We start from the raw sequence: 16,326 nt of genomic DNA on the forward strand, positions 1-16,326 counted from the left end.
GCACCCCTTGCTTCCGCTAAGATTTCGACAACAACAGACACCATCAACCAACTAACTCAGCAAACCCGATTCTCCATTTCCAGCTGAGGCAAAACAGAACATGAAACATCCTCGCAACCGAATTCTTTCGGCCCTTCATCCAGCGATATTGATACTCGCCGCAATCTTCTTGGCGGGTTGCTCAAAACCCACTGAGGAAGCAATCATTGGGAAGTGGGAAGAAGAAGGCAAAGCTGGAGAGTTCATCGAATTCTTTCACGACAAAACGTTTCTGATCAGCACCGGCAAGGAGCAGCTAAGCGGGAAATGGACGAAGGTCGGCGAAGACCGAATAAAGGCAGACATCACAACGTTGGGGACAACAGTCACAATGCTCTTTGAGGAGATTAGAATATCAGGGAATCAGATGACCGGCACTCTATACGTAGGGGGCGAACGGTCACGGTTCGCCATGAAACGATAGGCTAACAAGCGCATGGAGAGCAACGGCTGACCCGACCAGAGTCGAAATATGAATCGTAATTCAAACCCCTGTTCTGCATCGAGCACGCGCTCCCGGTCAGCCGTGCCTCATGCTTGACGTTAAACGGAATACAATCAGGACAATGAGCGAGAATCGCTATACAACTAGGCAACAAGTAGGTATCGCTCTTCGATTCCCCATTGTTGCACTGCTTACGTTGGTATGGGTTCTGTATCTATGGTGGTGGATTGCAGGGATAGGTATCGCAGGAGCAATCTTGTTTTGTATCTTGCAGCCATTAGCGTATCCATTTATTTATGCCTTCACCTACATTGCGTTTGCGTTCACAAACTCGAAAGAAGAAGTATTGCCAGAGTATTTTAAAGGCTACCCGGATGACTATATTGAGTTATGTAAGAGTTCGTTCAAAGTAGGGTTCAAGACCCTAAAGCGCTGGTTATTGGAAGGGTTTTCTATATGACTGATACTTTTCCGTTTAACAAGGCGCTACACTCGGACGGCAATTCCGCTGCGCTCCATTGTCGCCGGTGAGCTTGGTCGTTATTTTATTACTGACCAATAGCTTTGATTTGGAGATAAAGCCACTCAACCTATTCAAACCAAGTATTTCATAGCCCTTCCCCTCAATCGCCTTCCGAAACGCAGGCGTAATTTCGTTCCAAACCAAAATATCTACCCTGAACGGCAGTTCGGATTCCTGAAATGCTTCTTTAATCTCTTCCAGCAATTTCCAGTCAAGCGCTGATTTTGCTTTGATGGCAAGGTCGAGGTCTGACCAGGGTTTGGCCGTGCCGTGAACCCTTAAGCCGAAAACGATGATTTCAGCCTCCGGCACGAAAGGGTTCAGAAAGTTTCGCACCACTTCGCGGACAATCCACCCCAAACCCCGGCTTACTCGCTCTCACCCTCTTTTGACACCGCCGCACTCTCCACAACTTCCAACCGACCGACTTTCAGCTCTCCGACCTCCAGCGTTCCGATCCTCGCCTTTTTTATGAACAACCGGCCGATGACCATCCGCCCGATGGCCAGCACTCCAATCGCAACCGCGCCGATGCTGAGTGCTCCGATGGCGAGCGCGCCGATTGCCGCCGCGCCAGACGAGACCGCCGGAAAAGCTCGTGGTCTGCCAGGCATGGCTGAGAGTTCAGGGCTTTGCCCTGTTGACGGATGATGCTCGCCACCGCGCGTTGGGCGGCGATGAAGAAAGGTTTTCATGATACGGGTTCCTCCGGCTATGGATTGAACAATGAGAGCACACGCATTCTCGTGTATTTCATAGTAACCGCGTCCGGCTCGGCAACGGTTCCGACTGAACCAAAGACACAAAAACGCAACTTTCTACATAATCGTAGTTTTCTGTAAACACATTCATCAGCTCCGTCCGGCTTACCCTCCAGACGCCCGGCAAACTCTGGCAACAGACTCGAAAAACGTATCTCTTTCACCTCTTCAGCTCACTCGCCCGTGATGTGAATCTCGGCGTCCGGCAATGGACGAAAAATCGTACGTCAACAAGCCGGTTCTCCGCAAAGCCTGCCGACAAGGAGCGCTGAGCTTTTCTACGAAATAGTAGTAAAGCCGGTTTTTCAACAGAAATGTAGTTTTCTGCTCTACCTCTTTCAGCCACTTCGTAAAAAAAAGAGGCGCTTGCCGCAGGATCGACACGGTCTGACAAAAGCCGTTAAATCATTTTATATCAACGACTTAAAAATATTATCCAAAACATTTCAAGAAAAACAGCCATTCCGACCGCGCTTTGGCACGGACATTGCATCATATTCTTTAATTATTCAGGGCAGAAAAACGGAAAGCCTGAATATTTTCAGTCAACTTGACTCTTAACTAATAAATTAAGTACACCATGAGAAAAGTCGCGATTTATGGTAAAGGCGGTATCGGCAAATCCACCACCACCCAGAACACAGTTGCCGGTCTTGCGGAAGCAGGCAAAAAAGTGATGGTCGTAGGTTGCGACCCGAAAGCTGACTCCACCCGCCTCCTGCTTGGCGGTCTCCAGCAGAAAACCGTGCTCGACACCCTGCGCGAGGAGGGCGAAGAGGTCGAACTCGAAGATATCATCAAAGAGGGTTACAAAGCAACCCGCTGCACCGAGTCCGGCGGTCCTGAGCCTGGCGTCGGTTGCGCTGGCCGCGGCATCATCACCTCGGTCAACCTGCTCGAACAGCTCGGTGCTTACGATGACGAATGGGAACTCGACTACGTGTTCTACGATGTGCTTGGCGACGTTGTGTGCGGCGGCTTCGCCATGCCGATCCGCGATGGCAAGGCCGAAGAGATTTACATCGTCTGCTCCGGCGAAATGATGGCTATGTACGCGGCCAACAACATCTGCAAAGGTATCCTGAAATACGCCGATGCCGGCGGTGTTCGCCTCGGCGGCCTGATCTGCAACAGCCGCAAGGTTGACAACGAGAAAGAGATGATCGAAGAGCTGGCCAAGAAGCTCGGCACCCAGATGATCCATTTCGTGCCTCGCGACAACTTCGTTCAGCGCGCCGAAATCAACAGAAAGACTGTGATCGACTACGATCCGACCCATCCGCAGGCCGACGAGTACCGCGCCCTGGCTCGCAAGATCGATGAAAACAAGATGTTCGTCATTCCCAAGCCGCTCGAAATCGACGAGCTGGAGCAACTGCTGATCGAATTCGGTATCGCCAACTGAGATCAAGCACGGCTTAAAGATTTAAACAACAAAACGGAGAACACACACATGTTAATGATCAGAACCATCGTCAGGCCGGAAAAAGTACATGAGGTCATGCAGGGCCTGCTCGACGCAGGATACCCGGCAGTCACCAAAATCTCGGTTGTCGGACGAGGCAAGCAGCGCGGTCTGCGCGTCGGCGATGTGGTCTATGACGAACTGCCGAAGGAGATGCTGTTCATGGTCGTGCCGGACGCCGACAAAGACTTCGTCATCCGCGCCATCATGGACAACGCCAAGACCGGCGACGGCAAGTTCGGTGACGGTAAAATTTTCGTCTCCGCTGTCGAAGAGGTCTATACGATCAGCTCCGGAATGAAGGAAACCGAGACGATGCTTGAAGCAAAGGAGGCATGATGAAAGAGATCATTTCAGTCATTCGAATCAACAAGGTGAACGAAACCAAGAAAGCGCTCATCGACGCCGGCATCTCCTCCTTCACGGCGACCGGCCGGGTTATGGGACGCGGCAAGGGGCAGGTTCACTACGACATCCTCCAGGGCGCCGAAGCGGGCCATCCGGAGGCGATTGCCCAGCTCGGTAACGCGCCGAGGCTCGTCGCCAAGAGAATCCTGACCGTGGTCGTGCCCGACGATCTCTGCCAGACGGCTATCGACACGATCATCAAAACCAACCAGACCGGCAAGCCGGGAGACGGCAAGATTTTCGTGACGCCGATTCTGGACACCGTCAGGGTCAGAACCGGAGAGGAAGGCGACGTGGCGCTGAACTGACGCTAAACTGAGACAACTTATCAAGGTGTAAACGGAGAACGCTACAATGCAGGCGAAAGTAAACTTACCCGATCCCTCCCTGATTACCGAGGAGCTGATCAATAAATACCCGGCCAAGGTCGCAAAGAAGCGCAGGAAGTCGATTGTGGTCAACGACCCGGAGACCACTCCTGAAGTGCAGGCCAACGTCCGCACGGTTCCGGGCATCATCACGCAGCGCGGCTGCTCCTACGCTGGCTGCAAGGGCGTGGTGCTCGGCCCGACGCGCGACATCGTCAACATCGTGCACGGCCCGATCGGTTGCAGCTTTTACGCTTGGCTGACCCGCCGGAACCAGACCAGACCGGAAACCCCGGAGCATGAAAACTACATCACCTACTGCTTCTCGACCGATATGCAGGAGGAGCACGTAGTGTTCGGCGGCGAAAAGAAACTGAAGGTGGCCATCCAGGAGGCTTATGATCTCTTTCACCCGAAAGCCATCGCGATCTTCTCGACCTGCCCGGTCGGCCTGATCGGTGATGACGTGCACGCCGCTTCCCGCGAAATGAAAGCCAAGTTCGGCGACTGCAACGTCTTCGGCTTCAGTTGCGAAGGCTACCGCGGCGTCAGCCAGTCGGCTGGCCACCACATCGCCAACAACGGCGTGTTCAAGCACATGGTGGGCAACAACAACGAAGTCAAGGCCGGCAAGTTCAAGCTGAACCTGCTCGGCGAATACAACATCGGCGGCGACGCCTTCGAGATCGAGCGCATTTTCGACAAGTGCGGCATCACGCTGGTGGCATCCTTCAGCGGCAACTCGACGGTGGGCGCCATCGAGAACGCTCATACCGCCGACCTGAACGTCATCATGTGCCACCGCTCGATCAACTACATGGGCGACATGATGGAGACCAAGTACGGGATTCCGTGGATGAAGGTCAACTTCGTCGGCGCCGAATCGACCACCAAGTCGCTGCGCAAAATCGCCGAGTACTTCGGTGACGAGGAGCTGAAAGCCAGGGTCGAAGAGGTGATCGCCGAAGAGATGCCCGCCGTCAAGGCGATCATCGACGAGATCCGCCCGCGCACCGAGGGCAAAACCGCCATGCTGTTCGTCGGCGGCTCGCGCGCGCACCACTACCAGGATCTGTTCACCGAACTCGGCATGACGACCATCGCCGCCGGTTACGAGTTCGCTCACCGCGATGACTACGAAGGCCGCGAAGTGCTGCCAAAAATCAAGATCGATGCCGACAGCAAGAACATCGAAGAGCTGAAGGTCACTGCCGATCCCGATTTGTACAATCCGAGAAAAACCGAGGCCGAACTCGAAGAGCTGAAAGCCAAAGGCCTTGAGATCAACGGCTATGAAGGCATGATGAAGCAGATGATGAAGAAAACCCTCGTGGTCGATGACGTCAGCCACTACGAGTCTGAAAAGCTCATCGAGCTGTACAAGCCCGACATCTTCTGCGCCGGTATCAAGGAGAAATACGTCGTCCAGAAGATGGGCGTGCCGCTCAAGCAGCTTCACAGCTACGACTACGGCGGTCCGTACACCGGCTTCAAAGGCGCGGTGAACTTCTACAAAGACATCGACCGCATGGTCAACAACCCGGTCTGGAAGATGATTAAAGCGCCCTGGGAGAAAGCCGAATCGGAATCGCTGGAAGCCAGCTACGTCGCATCATAAGATGTAAAATATTATAAAGGAGAATAATCGATGTTATTACGTCATACCACAAAAGAGGTCAAAGAGCGCGAGGGGCTGACGATCAATCCGGCGAAGACCTGCCAGCCGATCGGCGCCATGTATGCCGCCCTCGGCGTGCACGGCTGCCTGCCTCACAGCCACGGCTCGCAGGGTTGCTGCTCCTACCACCGCAGCACCCTGACCCGCCACTACAAGGAGCCGGTGATGGCCGCCACCAGCTCGTTCACCGAAGGCGCTTCGGTGTTCGGCGGCCAGGCCAACCTGCTTGCGGCTATCGAAACCATCTTCTCGGTCTATGATCCGGAAGTGATCGCGGTGCACTCGACCTGCCTGTCCGAAACCATCGGCGACGACTTGCAGCAGATCACCAAAAAGGCCAAGGACGACGGCAAGATTCCTGAAGGCAAATACGTCATCTACGCCAGCACACCGAGCTTCGTCGGTTCGCACATCACCGGTTACGCCAACATGGTGGTGGGCATGGCCGAGCAGTTCGCAAAGTCAATCGGCGAGAAGAACGACAAGGTCAACGTCATCGCGGGCTGGATGGAGCCGTCCGACATGCGTGAAATCAAGTCGCTGGCCTCGCGGCTCGGCGTCAAAATCGTGCTCTTCCCCGACACTTCCGACGTGCTCGACGCGCCGCAGACCGGCAAGCACGAGTTCTATCCGAAAGGGGGCACCACCATCGCCGAGCTGATAAGCGCCGGTGACAGCAAGTGCTCGCTCGCCGTCGGCTGCATCAGCGCCGAACCGGCAGCCGTCGCGCTCGACAAAAAGTGCAAGGTGCCGTTCGAGACGGTTGACATGCCCATCGGCCTGTCGGCGACCGACCGCTTCATCATGGCTCTCAGCAAGGCTGGCGGCGTGAAGGTGCCAGACGAAATCACCGCCGAGCGTGGCCGTCTGGTCGATGTCATGGCCGACATGGAGCAGTACTTCTACGGCAAGAAGGTGGCGCTGTTCGGCGACCCCGACCAGCTCATGCCGCTCACCGAGTTCCTGCTCGACCTCGGCATGATTCCGGCGCACATCGTCAGCGGCACGCCGGGCAACCGCTTCGAGAAGCGCATGAGGGAGATTCTCGAACGCGCGCCGGGCGCGAACTTCCGGAACGGCGCGCAGGCCGACATGTTCCTGCTCCACCAGTGGATCAAGAACGAGCCGGTTGACCTGCTCATCGGCAACACCTACGGCAAGTACATCGCGCGTGACGAAGACATCCCGTTCGTGCGCTTCGGCTTCCCGATTCTCGACCGTATCGGCCACAGCTACTTCCCGAATATCGGCTACAGCGGCTCGCTCAGGCTGGTCGAGAAAATCCTCGGCGTGCTCATGGATCGTCAGGACCAGACGGCCCTGGAGGAGAGGTTCGAGCTGGTGATGTGAGGGTCTGCAAGGGCCGGTTCGCGATCCAGAGGCTTGCCGGGCGGTGCATTCCAGAACACCGTCCGCCTGCCTGCGAGCCGGTCACGGCGACAACGCATCGACAAGTTGACAACAGGATTTACAACCGTCCGCCTTCGATAACGGAAGGCGGGCGACAATGAAGGGAAAGGAAATGGATACGCAGAACATCAACCTGCTCGAAGGCAGGGAAAAACAGGTCTATGAGAAGACGGCGGGCGGCGCGGAAGTTGACATCGCCTGCGAGAAGACCAGCCTCTCCGGCTCGGTCAGCCAGCGGGCCTGCGTCTTCTGCGGTTCACGTGTCGTGCTCTATCCGGTAGCCGACGCGATTCACATCGTGCACGGCCCGATCGGTTGCGCCGCCTACACCTGGGATATCCGGGGAGCGGTTTCGTCGGGACCGGAGCTGCACCGGCTCAGCTTTTCGACCGACCTCCAGGAGATGGACGTCATCTACGGCGGCGAAAAGAAGCTCTACCGTTCACTCATCGAACTGATCGACCAGTACCAGCCCAACGCGGCATTCATCTATTCGACCTGCATCATCGGCCTCATCGGCGACGACATCGATGCGGTCTGCAAAAAAGTTGCAAAAGAGAAAGGAATCCCGGTTTTGCCGGTGCATTCCGAAGGATTCAAGGGCACCAAGAAGGATGGCTACAAAGCCGCCTGCCTGGCCCTCATGAAGCTGATCGGCCAGGGTTCGACCGAGGGGATCAGCAAATACAGCATCAACATTCTCGGCGAATTCAACCTCGCCGGAGAAGCCTGGATCATCCGGGAATATTATGAAAAGATGGGCATCGAGGTGGTCGCCACCATGACCGGCGATGGCCGCATCGACGCCATCCGCCGCTCGCACGGCGCATCGCTCAACGTGGTGCAGTGCTCCGGCTCGATGACCACGCTCGCCAAAGAGATGGAGGAGAAATACGGCATTCCCTTTATCCGGGTGTCGTACTTCGGCTTCGAGGATATGAGCAAATCGCTCTACGACGTGGCGCAGCACTTCCCCGAAAGGCCCGACATCATGGAGAAGGCCAAGGAGATCGTGCGCGACGAAATCAGGAAATACTACCCCGAGATGCAGAAGTTCAAGGCGGCGCTCGCCGGCAAGAAAGCCGCGATCTACGTCGGCGGAGCATTCAAGACCTTCTCGCTCATCAAGGCGCTGCGCACCATCGGCATGTCGGTGGTGCTGGCCGGTTCGCAGACCGGTAACCAGCAGGACTACAAGAACCTGAAGGAGATGTGCGACGAAGGCACGGTGATCGTTGACGACTCCAACCCGGTCGAGCTCTCCAAGTTCATTCTCGAAAAGGAGGCCGACCTCTTGATCGGCGGCGTCAAGGAGCGCCCCATCGCCTTCAAGCTCGGTGTCGCTTTCTGCGACCACAACCACGAGCGCAAGATTCCGCTCGCCGGATTCATCGGCATGTACTATTTCGCCAGGGAGGTTTACGAATCGGTGATGAGCCCCGTATGGCAGTTCGCACCGCGAAAAGGAGGTGCACAATGACGACCAACGGTTCAGCGACAAAAACCATGACGGCCAAAACGGCCACGCAGAACGCCTGCAAGCTCTGCAATCCGCTGGGCGCGTGCCTGGCCTTCCGCGGCATCGAAAAGTGCGTGCCGTTCCTGCACGGCTCGCAGGGGTGCGCCACCTACATCCGGCGCTACCTCATCAGCCACTACAAGGAGCCGATCGACATCGCCTCGTCGAACTTCAACGAAGAGACGGCCGTGTTCGGCGGCAGCCACAACCTGAAGCTCGGCCTCAAGAACGTCACGCAGCAGTACCAGCCGCAGGTGATCGGCATCGCCACCACCTGCCTGTCGGAAACCATCGGCGACGACGTGCCGATGATCCTGAAGGAGTACAAGGCGATCATGGGTGAGGCCGATCTGCCGACCATGGTCTTCGCCTCGACGCCGAGCTACCAGGGCAGCCACATCGACGGCTTCCACGCCGCCGTGCGCTCCGCCGTCCAGACCTTCGCCACCGGCGGCGCGAAAAAGAACCTCGTCAACCTCTTTTCGGGGATGATTTCACCGGCGGACATCCGCTACCTGAAGGAGATTCTCAAGGAGTTCGGGATGCCGTTCATGCTCTTGCCCGACTATTCGCAGACGCTCGACGGCGGCCCGTGGGCCGAGTACCACCGCATTCCGCCCGGCGGCACCCCGACCAGCGCCATCGCCGAGAGCGGCAGCGCGGCGGCCAGCATCGAGTTCGGCTCGACGCTCGAAGCCAAAAAGTCGGCGGCAGGCTACCTCGAAGAGAGCTTCGGCGTGCCGCGCCACCAGTTGCCCCTGCCGATCGGCGTCAAGGCGAGCGACCGCTTCTTCACGCTGCTCGAAGAGCTGACCGGACAGCCGATGCCCGAAAAGTACGAAGACGAACGCCGCCGCCTGATCGACGCTTACGCCGACGGCCACAAGTATGTCTTCGGCAGAAAAGCGATTCTGTACGGCGAGGAGGATCTGGTGATTTCGATGGCCGCTTTCCTGCGCGAATTCGGCGTCGTACCGGTGCTTTGCGCCTCGGGCGGCAAGAGCGGGCTGATGAAAAAGCGGATGCTGGAGCTGATTCCCGATCTGGAAGAGCTTGAAATCCAGGTGCGCGAAGGGGTTGACTTCGTTGACATCGAAAACGAAGCCAAAGTGCTCAAGCCGGACTTCCTCATCGGCAACAGCAAAGGGTTCACGATGTCGCGCAAGAACGAGTTGCCGCTCATCCGCGTCGGCTTCCCGATTCACGACCGCTTCGGCGGCCAGCGCCTGCACCACCTCGGCTACCGGGGCACGCAGGAGCTGTTCGACCGCATCGTCAACACCGTCATCGAAGAGCGCCAGAATTCGTCGCCGGTTGGCTACACCTATATCTGACGGAAATCCAGAGAGAACCGGCCTCGAAATCGCTAGCGAAATCGAAACCGGACGCAGCAGTACTGAAGTTCGCGAGGAAAAACGTATGAAGTAATTACCCGGCATCTCGATCCGGAAAAGAGAGAGGCCGGAAATGCCTGAAGGGGGCACAAGGGAGACACCATAATGACGCTCAATATCCAGAACCATCCGTGCTTCAACGACTCCGCGAGGCACACCTTCGGAAGAATCCACCTTCCGGTCGCGCCGAAGTGCAACATCCAGTGCAACTATTGCAACCGGAAGTTCGACTGCATGAACGAAAACCGCCCCGGCGTTTCCAGCAAGCTGCTCTCGCCAAAGCAAGCGCTCTGGTACCTCGAAGGCGCCATGAAGCTCTCGCCGAACATCTCGGTGGTGGGCATCGCCGGCCCCGGCGACCCCTTCGCCAACCCGGACGAGACGATGGAGACCCTGCGGCTCGTGCGTGAGAAGTACCCGGAGATGCTGCTCTGCGTGGCCACCAACGGCCTCGACGTGCTGCCCTACATCGAGGAGCTGGCCGAGTTGCAGGTGAGCCACGTCACCTTGACGATCAACGCCATCGATCCGGAGATCGGTCAGGAGATCTACGCCTGGGTTCGTTACCAGAAGCGCATGTACCGCGACCGCCAGGCCGCCGAGCTCTTGCTCGAAAACCAGCTCGCCGCCCTGCAAAAGCTCAAGAGGTTCGGCGTTACGGCCAAGGTCAACTCGATCATCATCCCCGGCGTCAACGACGAGCATGTGGTCGAAGTGGCCCGCCAGGTCGCCTCGATGGGCGCGGACATCCTGAACTGCCTGCCCTACTACAACACGACGGAGACGGTGTTCGAGAATATCCCCGAACCCGATGCAGAGATGGTCAGAGAGATTCAGGCCGAAGCCGGAAAGCTCTTGCCGCAGATGAAGCACTGCGCCCGCTGCCGCGCCGACGCGGTTGGCATCATCGGCGAATTCAACAGCGACGAGATGATGCAGAAGCTCGCCGAAGCGTCGCGGATGCCGAAAAATCCCGATGAGCACCGCCCGTACATCGCCGTGGCGAGCCTCGAAGGGGTGCTCATCAACCAGCATCTCGGCGAAGCCGACCGCTTCCTGATCTACGCGCTCGCCGAAGACAAGAAGGGCTGCGCCCTCATCGATTCACGCCCGGCCCCGCCACCCGGTGGCGGCAAGAGCCGCTGGGAAGCGCTCGCCGCGACGCTCGCCGACTGCCGCGCCGTCTTGGTCAACAGCGCCGGAGACTCGCCGCAATCGGTGCTCAAGGCGAGCGGCATCGACGTCCTGTCGCTCGAAGGGGTGATCGAAGAGGCGGTCTATGGTGTCTTCACCGGCCAGAACCTCAAACACCTGATGAAAAGCAGCCAGATCCACGCCTGCAAATCAGGATGCAGCGGCGCAGGCAACGGGTGCGACTGAAGAGAATTATGAATGATGAATGCTGAATTATGAATTGAAAGAGCAAGATCAGACGGATTCGTCCGATTGGTCTGATCCGACTGATCTTGAAAAACCCAATCCCCGGTTTAAAAACCGGGGCAACTGAAGAAAATGTAAGAGCAAATGTCCGCAGGGTTAAAACCCTGCTGAATATGGGACAACCCAACCACAACAATCAGAAAAAACCAACCACCATGGACAAACCGTCACATCACATTTTCGTTTGCGCCAGCTTCCGCGCTCAGGGTGCTCCGCAGGGCATGTGCCACAAGAAAGAGTCGCTGAACCTGATCCCTTACCTCGAAAGCGAGCTTGCCGACCGCGGCATGAGCGACGTCGCCGTTTCAGCCACGGCCTGCCTGAACCTCTGCGAAAAAGGGCCGGTGCTGGTCGTCTATCCCGAAAACTTCTGGTACGGCGAAATCGACAGCGAAGACAAAGTGGATGAAATCCTCGACGCGCTCGAAGAGGGCGAAGCCTGCGAGGATCACATAATCAACTGAGCACTTCCTTCCCTTCAGGAAGCCGGGGGAGGCCGCCTTGCGTTAACTGGAGACGCAAGGCGTTCCCCCATTTTTTTTTGCCATTCGCTATTACTTTTAGTACATATCGAACCGTGTGTAGCCCAAACAAAAAACGGCTCTTTTATTTGCAAATCGTTATAACCTGAAATGCTAAACGATCGGTCGGATCAGTCCAATCTGACCGATCCGACCGATCTTAAAACCCCGAACACATCGCATGAAAAAAACTTCACTTATCGCCCTGCTGGCTCTGCTCTCCGCCACGGCGAATGCCCAGAATAATCAGGCCGACAGCGCATCACCGGAATACATCGCTCCCGAAATCACCGTATCGGGCAAAAAGGGCGACCTCTTGCAAAACGTCACCGGAAAAGAGTCCGCCGTGCTCAATCCGTCGCAAATGTCGGTTTACAAGGTCATCAACATGATGCCCTCGGTCAGCCAGCAGAGCGTCGATCCCTACGGGCTGGCCGATACCGTGAACTACCACGAGGCGTTCCGCTTCCGGGGCGTCGAGGCAACCGCTGGCGGCGTTCCGGCCACGACAGCCAACGTCGAAGGGCTGCCTGTAACCGGAAGGCCCGGCGGCGGAGCCACCATCTACGACCTCGAAAATTTCGAGAACATCGCCGTTTACAGCGGCGTCATGCCCGCCAACATCGGCCTCGGCATCGCCGACGTGGGGGGCAAGATTGACATGACCATCAAGCGCCCGGCGGAGAAGCTCGGCGTCACCGTCAAGCAGAGCGTCGGCAGCCACGACTACCGCCGCACCTACCTGCGCATCGACACCGGCGAACTCGGCGGCGGCTTCAAGGCGTTCGCTTCCGGCTCGACCAGTTACGCCGAAAAGTGGAAAGGGTACGGCGCGAGCAACCGCAACAACCTGATGTTCGGCGCAACGAAAACGTTCAGCGACAAGGTGAAACTCGAAGCGTTCGCGACGTACAGCAAGGGCAACATTCACCCCTACAAGGCGTTGAGTTACGCCGAAATCCAGAATCTCGACAGCGCTTACGACGCCGATTACAGCAACGATCCGACGAAATACGACTACTACGGCTACAACAAGAACGAATTCGAGGACTGGATGGTGATGGCCAACCTCGAAATCAAAACCGGCGAAAAGTCGAAGCTCAACCTCAAACCCTACTACTGGAGCGACAAGGGCTACTACATGGAATCGATCACCGGTAGCAAAGTTCGCCGCTGGGACATCGACCATGACCTCAAGGGAATCTTGGCCGAATACACCACGAAGCTCGGCAAGGTCGATCTCGATTTTGGCTACCTCTGCCATACGCAAGAGCGTCCCGGCCCGCCGACCTCGTGGAAAAACTACACCGTCAGCGGAAGTACGCTCCAACTCGGCGGATGGGCGATCCTCTCCAACACTTCGAGCCACGAACTGCACGAACCCTTCATCGAGGCGAAGTACCGCACCGGCGACTGGCTGCTCGAAGGCGGCGTGAAGTACGTCAACTACACCCTGCCATCGATTCTGACCTACGACACAACCGGAATCGGTGACGTCAGTTACGACGATGCGCTCGCCGCCGATCCGGCCATCGTCGCGGCCAAAAGCGCTGAATCGACGAAGAGCTTCAGCCGTCTCTTTCCCGACGTGACGATCACCCGAAGCATTGGAGACAATTCGTCGGTGCACCTGGCGTATGGCGAAAACTACGTCACCCATGTGGACATTTATCCCTACTTCATCTCGCAGTATGCCACCTTTTCAGCTCACAACATCACCTTCCAGCAGCTCTGGGACGAACGGAAGATGGAGATTTCGCGCAACTTCGAGCTGGGCCTGAAGATGAACGGCAGCAACTGGAGCGTCGCGCCAACCGTTTATTACGCCATTCACAACAACAAGCAGGCCATCTTCCAGGACCCCGACCTCGGCATCTCCTACCCGATGAACAACGCCAACGCCACGGGCTACGGCTTCGAGCTGGAAGGTGAGTACAAGCCATCGAGCAAGCTGAAATGCTACGGTTCGTTCTCGTGGAACCGCTTCTGCTTCGATGAAAATATCCGCTCTGAAAGCGGCGCCCTGATCGATGTCAAAGGCAACCAGGTGCCCGACGCGCCGGAGTTCATGGCCAAAGGCATGGTCAGCTACACCATCGGCGAGTTCACGATTTCACCGGTCGTCCGCTACTCCTCCGAGCGTTACGGCGACGTGCCGCACCAGCAGAAGATCGACGGCGCGACGCTCTTCGACCTCGATCTCACCTGGAGCAGGGCGATGCTCGGCTTCCGGAATGTGGATTGCTCGCTCTCGTTCATCAACCTGTTCGACAAAAAATACGTCAGCCTTATCAGTACGTCAGATTACAAAACCCTGAACAGCTCGTACCAGCCCGGCGCGCCGTTTACGGTGGTCGCCTCGGTCGCGGTGCACTACTGAGCGGTTATTCCCGAATGTGTTCTCCTGTTCTTTCTCCGTTACACCCTCCCGGCGGCTGGTTCCCGCCGGGATTTATTCATCTTGTGTTCTATATTACCGTATGATTATTTATTGCAACGTAACGGACACCGCACGTGAGCACAACAAAAGACCCCATCGGCATCGAAGGTTCGATCTGGTTCCAGAAGTCCCAGAACCGCTTCCTCGGCGGAGACCGGATCGCCCTGCTTGAAAAGATCGACGAACTCGGCTCGATCAACAGCGCGGCCAAAGCTGCGGGCATCAGCTACAAAACCGCCTGGCACCTGGTGAACATGATGAACAACCTCTCCGAAAAACCGCTCGTTGACCGCATGACCGGCGGCAAGGGCGGCGGCGGCACCGTGCTCACCCGCGAGGGGCGGCAGGTGATCGAAAAGTACCGCATCGTGCAGGAGGAGCACCGCAAATTCCTCGAAAATCTCGAAGAGCGGCTCGGCGACACAAGAAACCTTTACCAGTTCCTGCGCCGCATTTCGATGCGCATCAGCGCCCGCAACACCTTCGCCGGCCTCATCACCGAAATTACGCGAGGCGCGGTCAACGCCGAAATCATCATCACGCTCAACGGCGGCCAACAGATCGTTTCAACCATCACCAATGGCGCGGTCGATAACCTCGGTCTGAAAACGGGGATGAGCGCCTACGCCATTGTCAAGTCCAGCTCGGTCATGGTGGGCCGCGACCTGCAAGGCAAAAAACTGAGCGCGAGGAACATCATTTGCGGCACCGTGCAACGGGTGATCGAAGACCCGGTCAACAGCGAAATCGACCTCGAAATCGGCGGTGGCAACATCATTTCAGCCATTATCACCAAAACCAGCACCGGCAAACTCGACCTCAAAGAGGGCCAGCAAGTCTGCGCGATTTTCAAAGCTTCCGACGTCATTATCGGCGTGAACTGATAAAAATACGGGTTATGTGGAGTTGCCGGAAAAGTCCGTGTTTGTCCACAAAGTCCACCAAAGCTCACGCCCAACGCTATAACCGGAAAAATACAACGAAACTCATGCTAAAACGCCTCAAAACGCTGCTTCTCGCCCTTCTGCTCGCCTTGACCGCCGTCAATGCCTTTGCTGGCGAAATCCGCCTGTCGGCGGGAGCAGGTATGAAAACGGTGCTCGACGTGCTGTCGGGAAAATTCGCGAAAGCGCACCCCGGCGCAATATTTATCAAAAACTACGCGGCTGCGGGCGCTCTGGCGATGCAGATCGAAAACGGCGCTCCGGCGGATGTCTATATTTCGGCGGATTCAAAATGGGTGGAGTACCTCAAAGTCAAAAAGCTGCTCGCTCCGGCATGGGTTGCTCCGTTTGCCTGGAATGAAATTGTGGTGATTGGCGCTCCGTCGCGGAAAATTACGTCAATGCACGACCTGACGAAGCTTGGCCGAATCGCTCTCGGCAATCCGAGCAGCGCGCCCGCCGGTGAAATGGCGATGGAGGCGATCAAATCCGCGGGCCTCGAAAAGCAGCTTGCCGGAAAGCTGGTCATGACGCGCGACATGCCGCAAACCCTGATGTACGCCGAAACCGGCACGGTTGACGCCGCCTTCGTGCACCTGACCGAAGCGCTAACCGCCAGAAAGGCGAAGATACTCTTCGCCGTGCCGCACTCACTCTACACCCGAACCCCCTTCACGATGGCGCTCACCCCAAACGGAGCCGCGAACACCGAGGCGAGGGCGTTTTTCAGCTATCTCGGAAGTGCCGAAGCGAAGGGAATTTTGAAGCGCTACGGGTATCTGATGCGGTAGCGCGAACGCGGGTGGGGGTTCGCGAAGTCAGCAAGTGCTTTCCCATTGAAAAAAATTGATATTCTTGCAATCAATGAAGTGATTTTGTTTTGCCTCAGCTGGAAATGGAGAATCGGGTTTGCTGAGTTAGTTGGTTGATGGTGTCTGTTGTTGTCGAAATCTTAGCGGAAGCAAGGGGTG

General features: G+C 56.9%; 16 protein-coding genes. 14 read left to right on the forward strand and 2 right to left on the reverse strand.

Features of this window, described 5'->3' with window-relative positions; all coding sequences use genetic code 11:
• The first annotated feature begins 100 nt into the window (after window positions 1–100).
• Both EST62_RS12150 and EST62_RS12155 read left to right on the forward strand, forming a co-directional pair.
• A complete protein-coding gene (locus EST62_RS12150; RefSeq protein ID WP_129052337.1) occupies window positions 101–463 on the forward strand; it encodes a hypothetical protein in 363 nt (120 codons plus the stop codon).
• Between the two features lie 142 nt (window positions 464–605).
• Window positions 606–944 carry a hypothetical protein gene (locus EST62_RS12155; protein WP_129052338.1) on the forward strand — a complete coding sequence of 113 codons (339 nt, stop codon included), beginning with the start codon at window positions 606–608 and terminating at the stop codon, window positions 942–944.
• 15 nt (window positions 945–959) lie between these two features.
• Here the strand turns inward: EST62_RS12155 and EST62_RS12160 are convergent, their stop codons facing one another.
• Window positions 960–1,346, reverse strand: coding sequence for a nucleotidyltransferase family protein (locus EST62_RS12160; protein ID WP_371414700.1), 387 nt, complete (start codon window positions 1,344–1,346; stop codon window positions 960–962).
• 29 nt (window positions 1,347–1,375) lie between these two features.
• Window positions 1,376–1,702 (reverse strand): hypothetical protein, encoded by a 327-nt coding sequence (locus EST62_RS12165; RefSeq protein WP_245153646.1) that lies wholly within the window; start codon window positions 1,700–1,702, stop codon window positions 1,376–1,378.
• Window positions 1,703–2,348: 646 nt separating this feature from the next.
• Here EST62_RS12165 and nifH point away from each other — a divergent pair.
• From nifH to modA, 12 genes are all read left to right on the forward strand, one after another.
• Window positions 2,349–3,173, forward strand: a complete 825-nt coding sequence (gene nifH, locus EST62_RS12170) for a nitrogenase iron protein (RefSeq protein WP_129052340.1) — start codon at window positions 2,349–2,351, stop codon at window positions 3,171–3,173.
• Window positions 3,174–3,221: 48 nt separating this feature from the next.
• On the forward strand, window positions 3,222–3,572 hold the full coding sequence (locus tag EST62_RS12175; RefSeq protein WP_129052341.1) for a P-II family nitrogen regulator: 351 nt from the start codon (window positions 3,222–3,224) through the stop codon (window positions 3,570–3,572).
• Entirely contained in the window at window positions 3,572–3,949 is a 378-nt protein-coding gene (locus tag EST62_RS12180) for a P-II family nitrogen regulator (RefSeq protein ID WP_129052351.1), read from the forward strand. The genes EST62_RS12175 and EST62_RS12180 overlap by 1 nt, the downstream gene beginning before the upstream one ends.
• Window positions 3,950–3,995: 46 nt before the next feature.
• The gene (gene nifD, locus EST62_RS12185; RefSeq protein WP_129052342.1) at window positions 3,996–5,627 is read left to right on the forward strand and encodes a nitrogenase molybdenum-iron protein alpha chain; all 1,632 of its coding nucleotides are present in this window, start codon (window positions 3,996–3,998) and stop codon (window positions 5,625–5,627) included.
• 30 nt (window positions 5,628–5,657) lie between these two features.
• On the forward strand, window positions 5,658–7,037 hold the full coding sequence (gene nifK, locus EST62_RS12190) for a nitrogenase molybdenum-iron protein subunit beta (protein ID WP_129052343.1): 1,380 nt from the start codon (window positions 5,658–5,660) through the stop codon (window positions 7,035–7,037).
• A gap of 157 nt (window positions 7,038–7,194) precedes the next feature.
• Entirely contained in the window at window positions 7,195–8,577 is a 1,383-nt protein-coding gene (nifE, locus tag EST62_RS12195) for a nitrogenase iron-molybdenum cofactor biosynthesis protein NifE (RefSeq protein WP_245153648.1), read from the forward strand.
• On the forward strand, window positions 8,574–9,950 hold the full coding sequence (locus EST62_RS12200) for a nitrogenase component 1 (protein WP_129052344.1): 1,377 nt from the start codon (window positions 8,574–8,576) through the stop codon (window positions 9,948–9,950). The genes nifE and EST62_RS12200 overlap by 4 nt, the downstream gene beginning before the upstream one ends.
• A 165-nt stretch (window positions 9,951–10,115) precedes the next feature.
• Entirely contained in the window at window positions 10,116–11,390 is a 1,275-nt protein-coding gene (gene nifB, locus EST62_RS12205) for a nitrogenase cofactor biosynthesis protein NifB (protein ID WP_129052345.1), read from the forward strand.
• Window positions 11,391–11,605: 215 nt separating this feature from the next.
• Window positions 11,606–11,914, forward strand: a complete 309-nt coding sequence (locus tag EST62_RS12210) for a ferredoxin (protein ID WP_129052346.1) — start codon at window positions 11,606–11,608, stop codon at window positions 11,912–11,914.
• Window positions 11,915–12,152: 238 nt separating this feature from the next.
• Window positions 12,153–14,351 carry a TonB-dependent receptor gene (locus EST62_RS12215; protein WP_129052347.1) on the forward strand — a complete coding sequence of 733 codons (2,199 nt, stop codon included), beginning with the start codon at window positions 12,153–12,155 and terminating at the stop codon, window positions 14,349–14,351.
• Window positions 14,352–14,485: 134 nt separating this feature from the next.
• Window positions 14,486–15,295 (forward strand): TOBE domain-containing protein, encoded by an 810-nt coding sequence (locus EST62_RS12220; protein ID WP_129052348.1) that lies wholly within the window; start codon window positions 14,486–14,488, stop codon window positions 15,293–15,295.
• A 104-nt stretch (window positions 15,296–15,399) separates the two neighbouring features.
• Window positions 15,400–16,146, forward strand: coding sequence for a molybdate ABC transporter substrate-binding protein (gene modA / locus EST62_RS12225; RefSeq protein ID WP_129052349.1), 747 nt, complete (start codon window positions 15,400–15,402; stop codon window positions 16,144–16,146).
• Window positions 16,147–16,326 lie beyond the last annotated feature (180 nt).

It is taken from the genome of Chlorobaculum sp. 24CR (assembly GCF_004118635.1).
In the GTDB taxonomy this organism is placed as follows: Bacteria; Bacteroidota; Chlorobiia; order Chlorobiales; family Chlorobiaceae; genus Chlorobaculum.

Bases quoted from the DNA above. Each gene is read 5' to 3' on its own strand.
- nifK (WP_129052343.1), top strand. From the start codon at position 5,658: ATGTTATTACGTCATACCACAAAAGAGGTCAAAGAGCGCGAGGGGCTG.
- EST62_RS12200 (WP_129052344.1), top strand. From the start codon at position 8,574: ATGACGACCAACGGTTCAGCGACAAAAACCATGACGGCCAAAACGGCC.
- EST62_RS12215 (WP_129052347.1), top strand. From the start codon at position 12,153: ATGAAAAAAACTTCACTTATCGCCCTGCTGGCTCTGCTCTCCGCCACG.
- EST62_RS12150 (WP_129052337.1), top strand. From the start codon at position 101: ATGAAACATCCTCGCAACCGAATTCTTTCGGCCCTTCATCCAGCGATA.
- nifE (WP_245153648.1), top strand. From the start codon at position 7,195: ATGAAGGGAAAGGAAATGGATACGCAGAACATCAACCTGCTCGAAGGC.
- modA (WP_129052349.1), top strand. From the start codon at position 15,400: ATGCTAAAACGCCTCAAAACGCTGCTTCTCGCCCTTCTGCTCGCCTTG.
- EST62_RS12165 (WP_245153646.1), bottom strand. From the start codon at position 1,702: ATGAAAACCTTTCTTCATCGCCGCCCAACGCGCGGTGGCGAGCATCAT.
- nifH (WP_129052340.1), top strand. From the start codon at position 2,349: ATGAGAAAAGTCGCGATTTATGGTAAAGGCGGTATCGGCAAATCCACC.
- EST62_RS12210 (WP_129052346.1), top strand. From the start codon at position 11,606: ATGGACAAACCGTCACATCACATTTTCGTTTGCGCCAGCTTCCGCGCT.
- nifB (WP_129052345.1), top strand. From the start codon at position 10,116: ATGACGCTCAATATCCAGAACCATCCGTGCTTCAACGACTCCGCGAGG.
- EST62_RS12180 (WP_129052351.1), top strand. From the start codon at position 3,572: ATGAAAGAGATCATTTCAGTCATTCGAATCAACAAGGTGAACGAAACC.
- EST62_RS12155 (WP_129052338.1), top strand. From the start codon at position 606: ATGAGCGAGAATCGCTATACAACTAGGCAACAAGTAGGTATCGCTCTT.
- EST62_RS12175 (WP_129052341.1), top strand. From the start codon at position 3,222: ATGTTAATGATCAGAACCATCGTCAGGCCGGAAAAAGTACATGAGGTC.
- nifD (WP_129052342.1), top strand. From the start codon at position 3,996: ATGCAGGCGAAAGTAAACTTACCCGATCCCTCCCTGATTACCGAGGAG.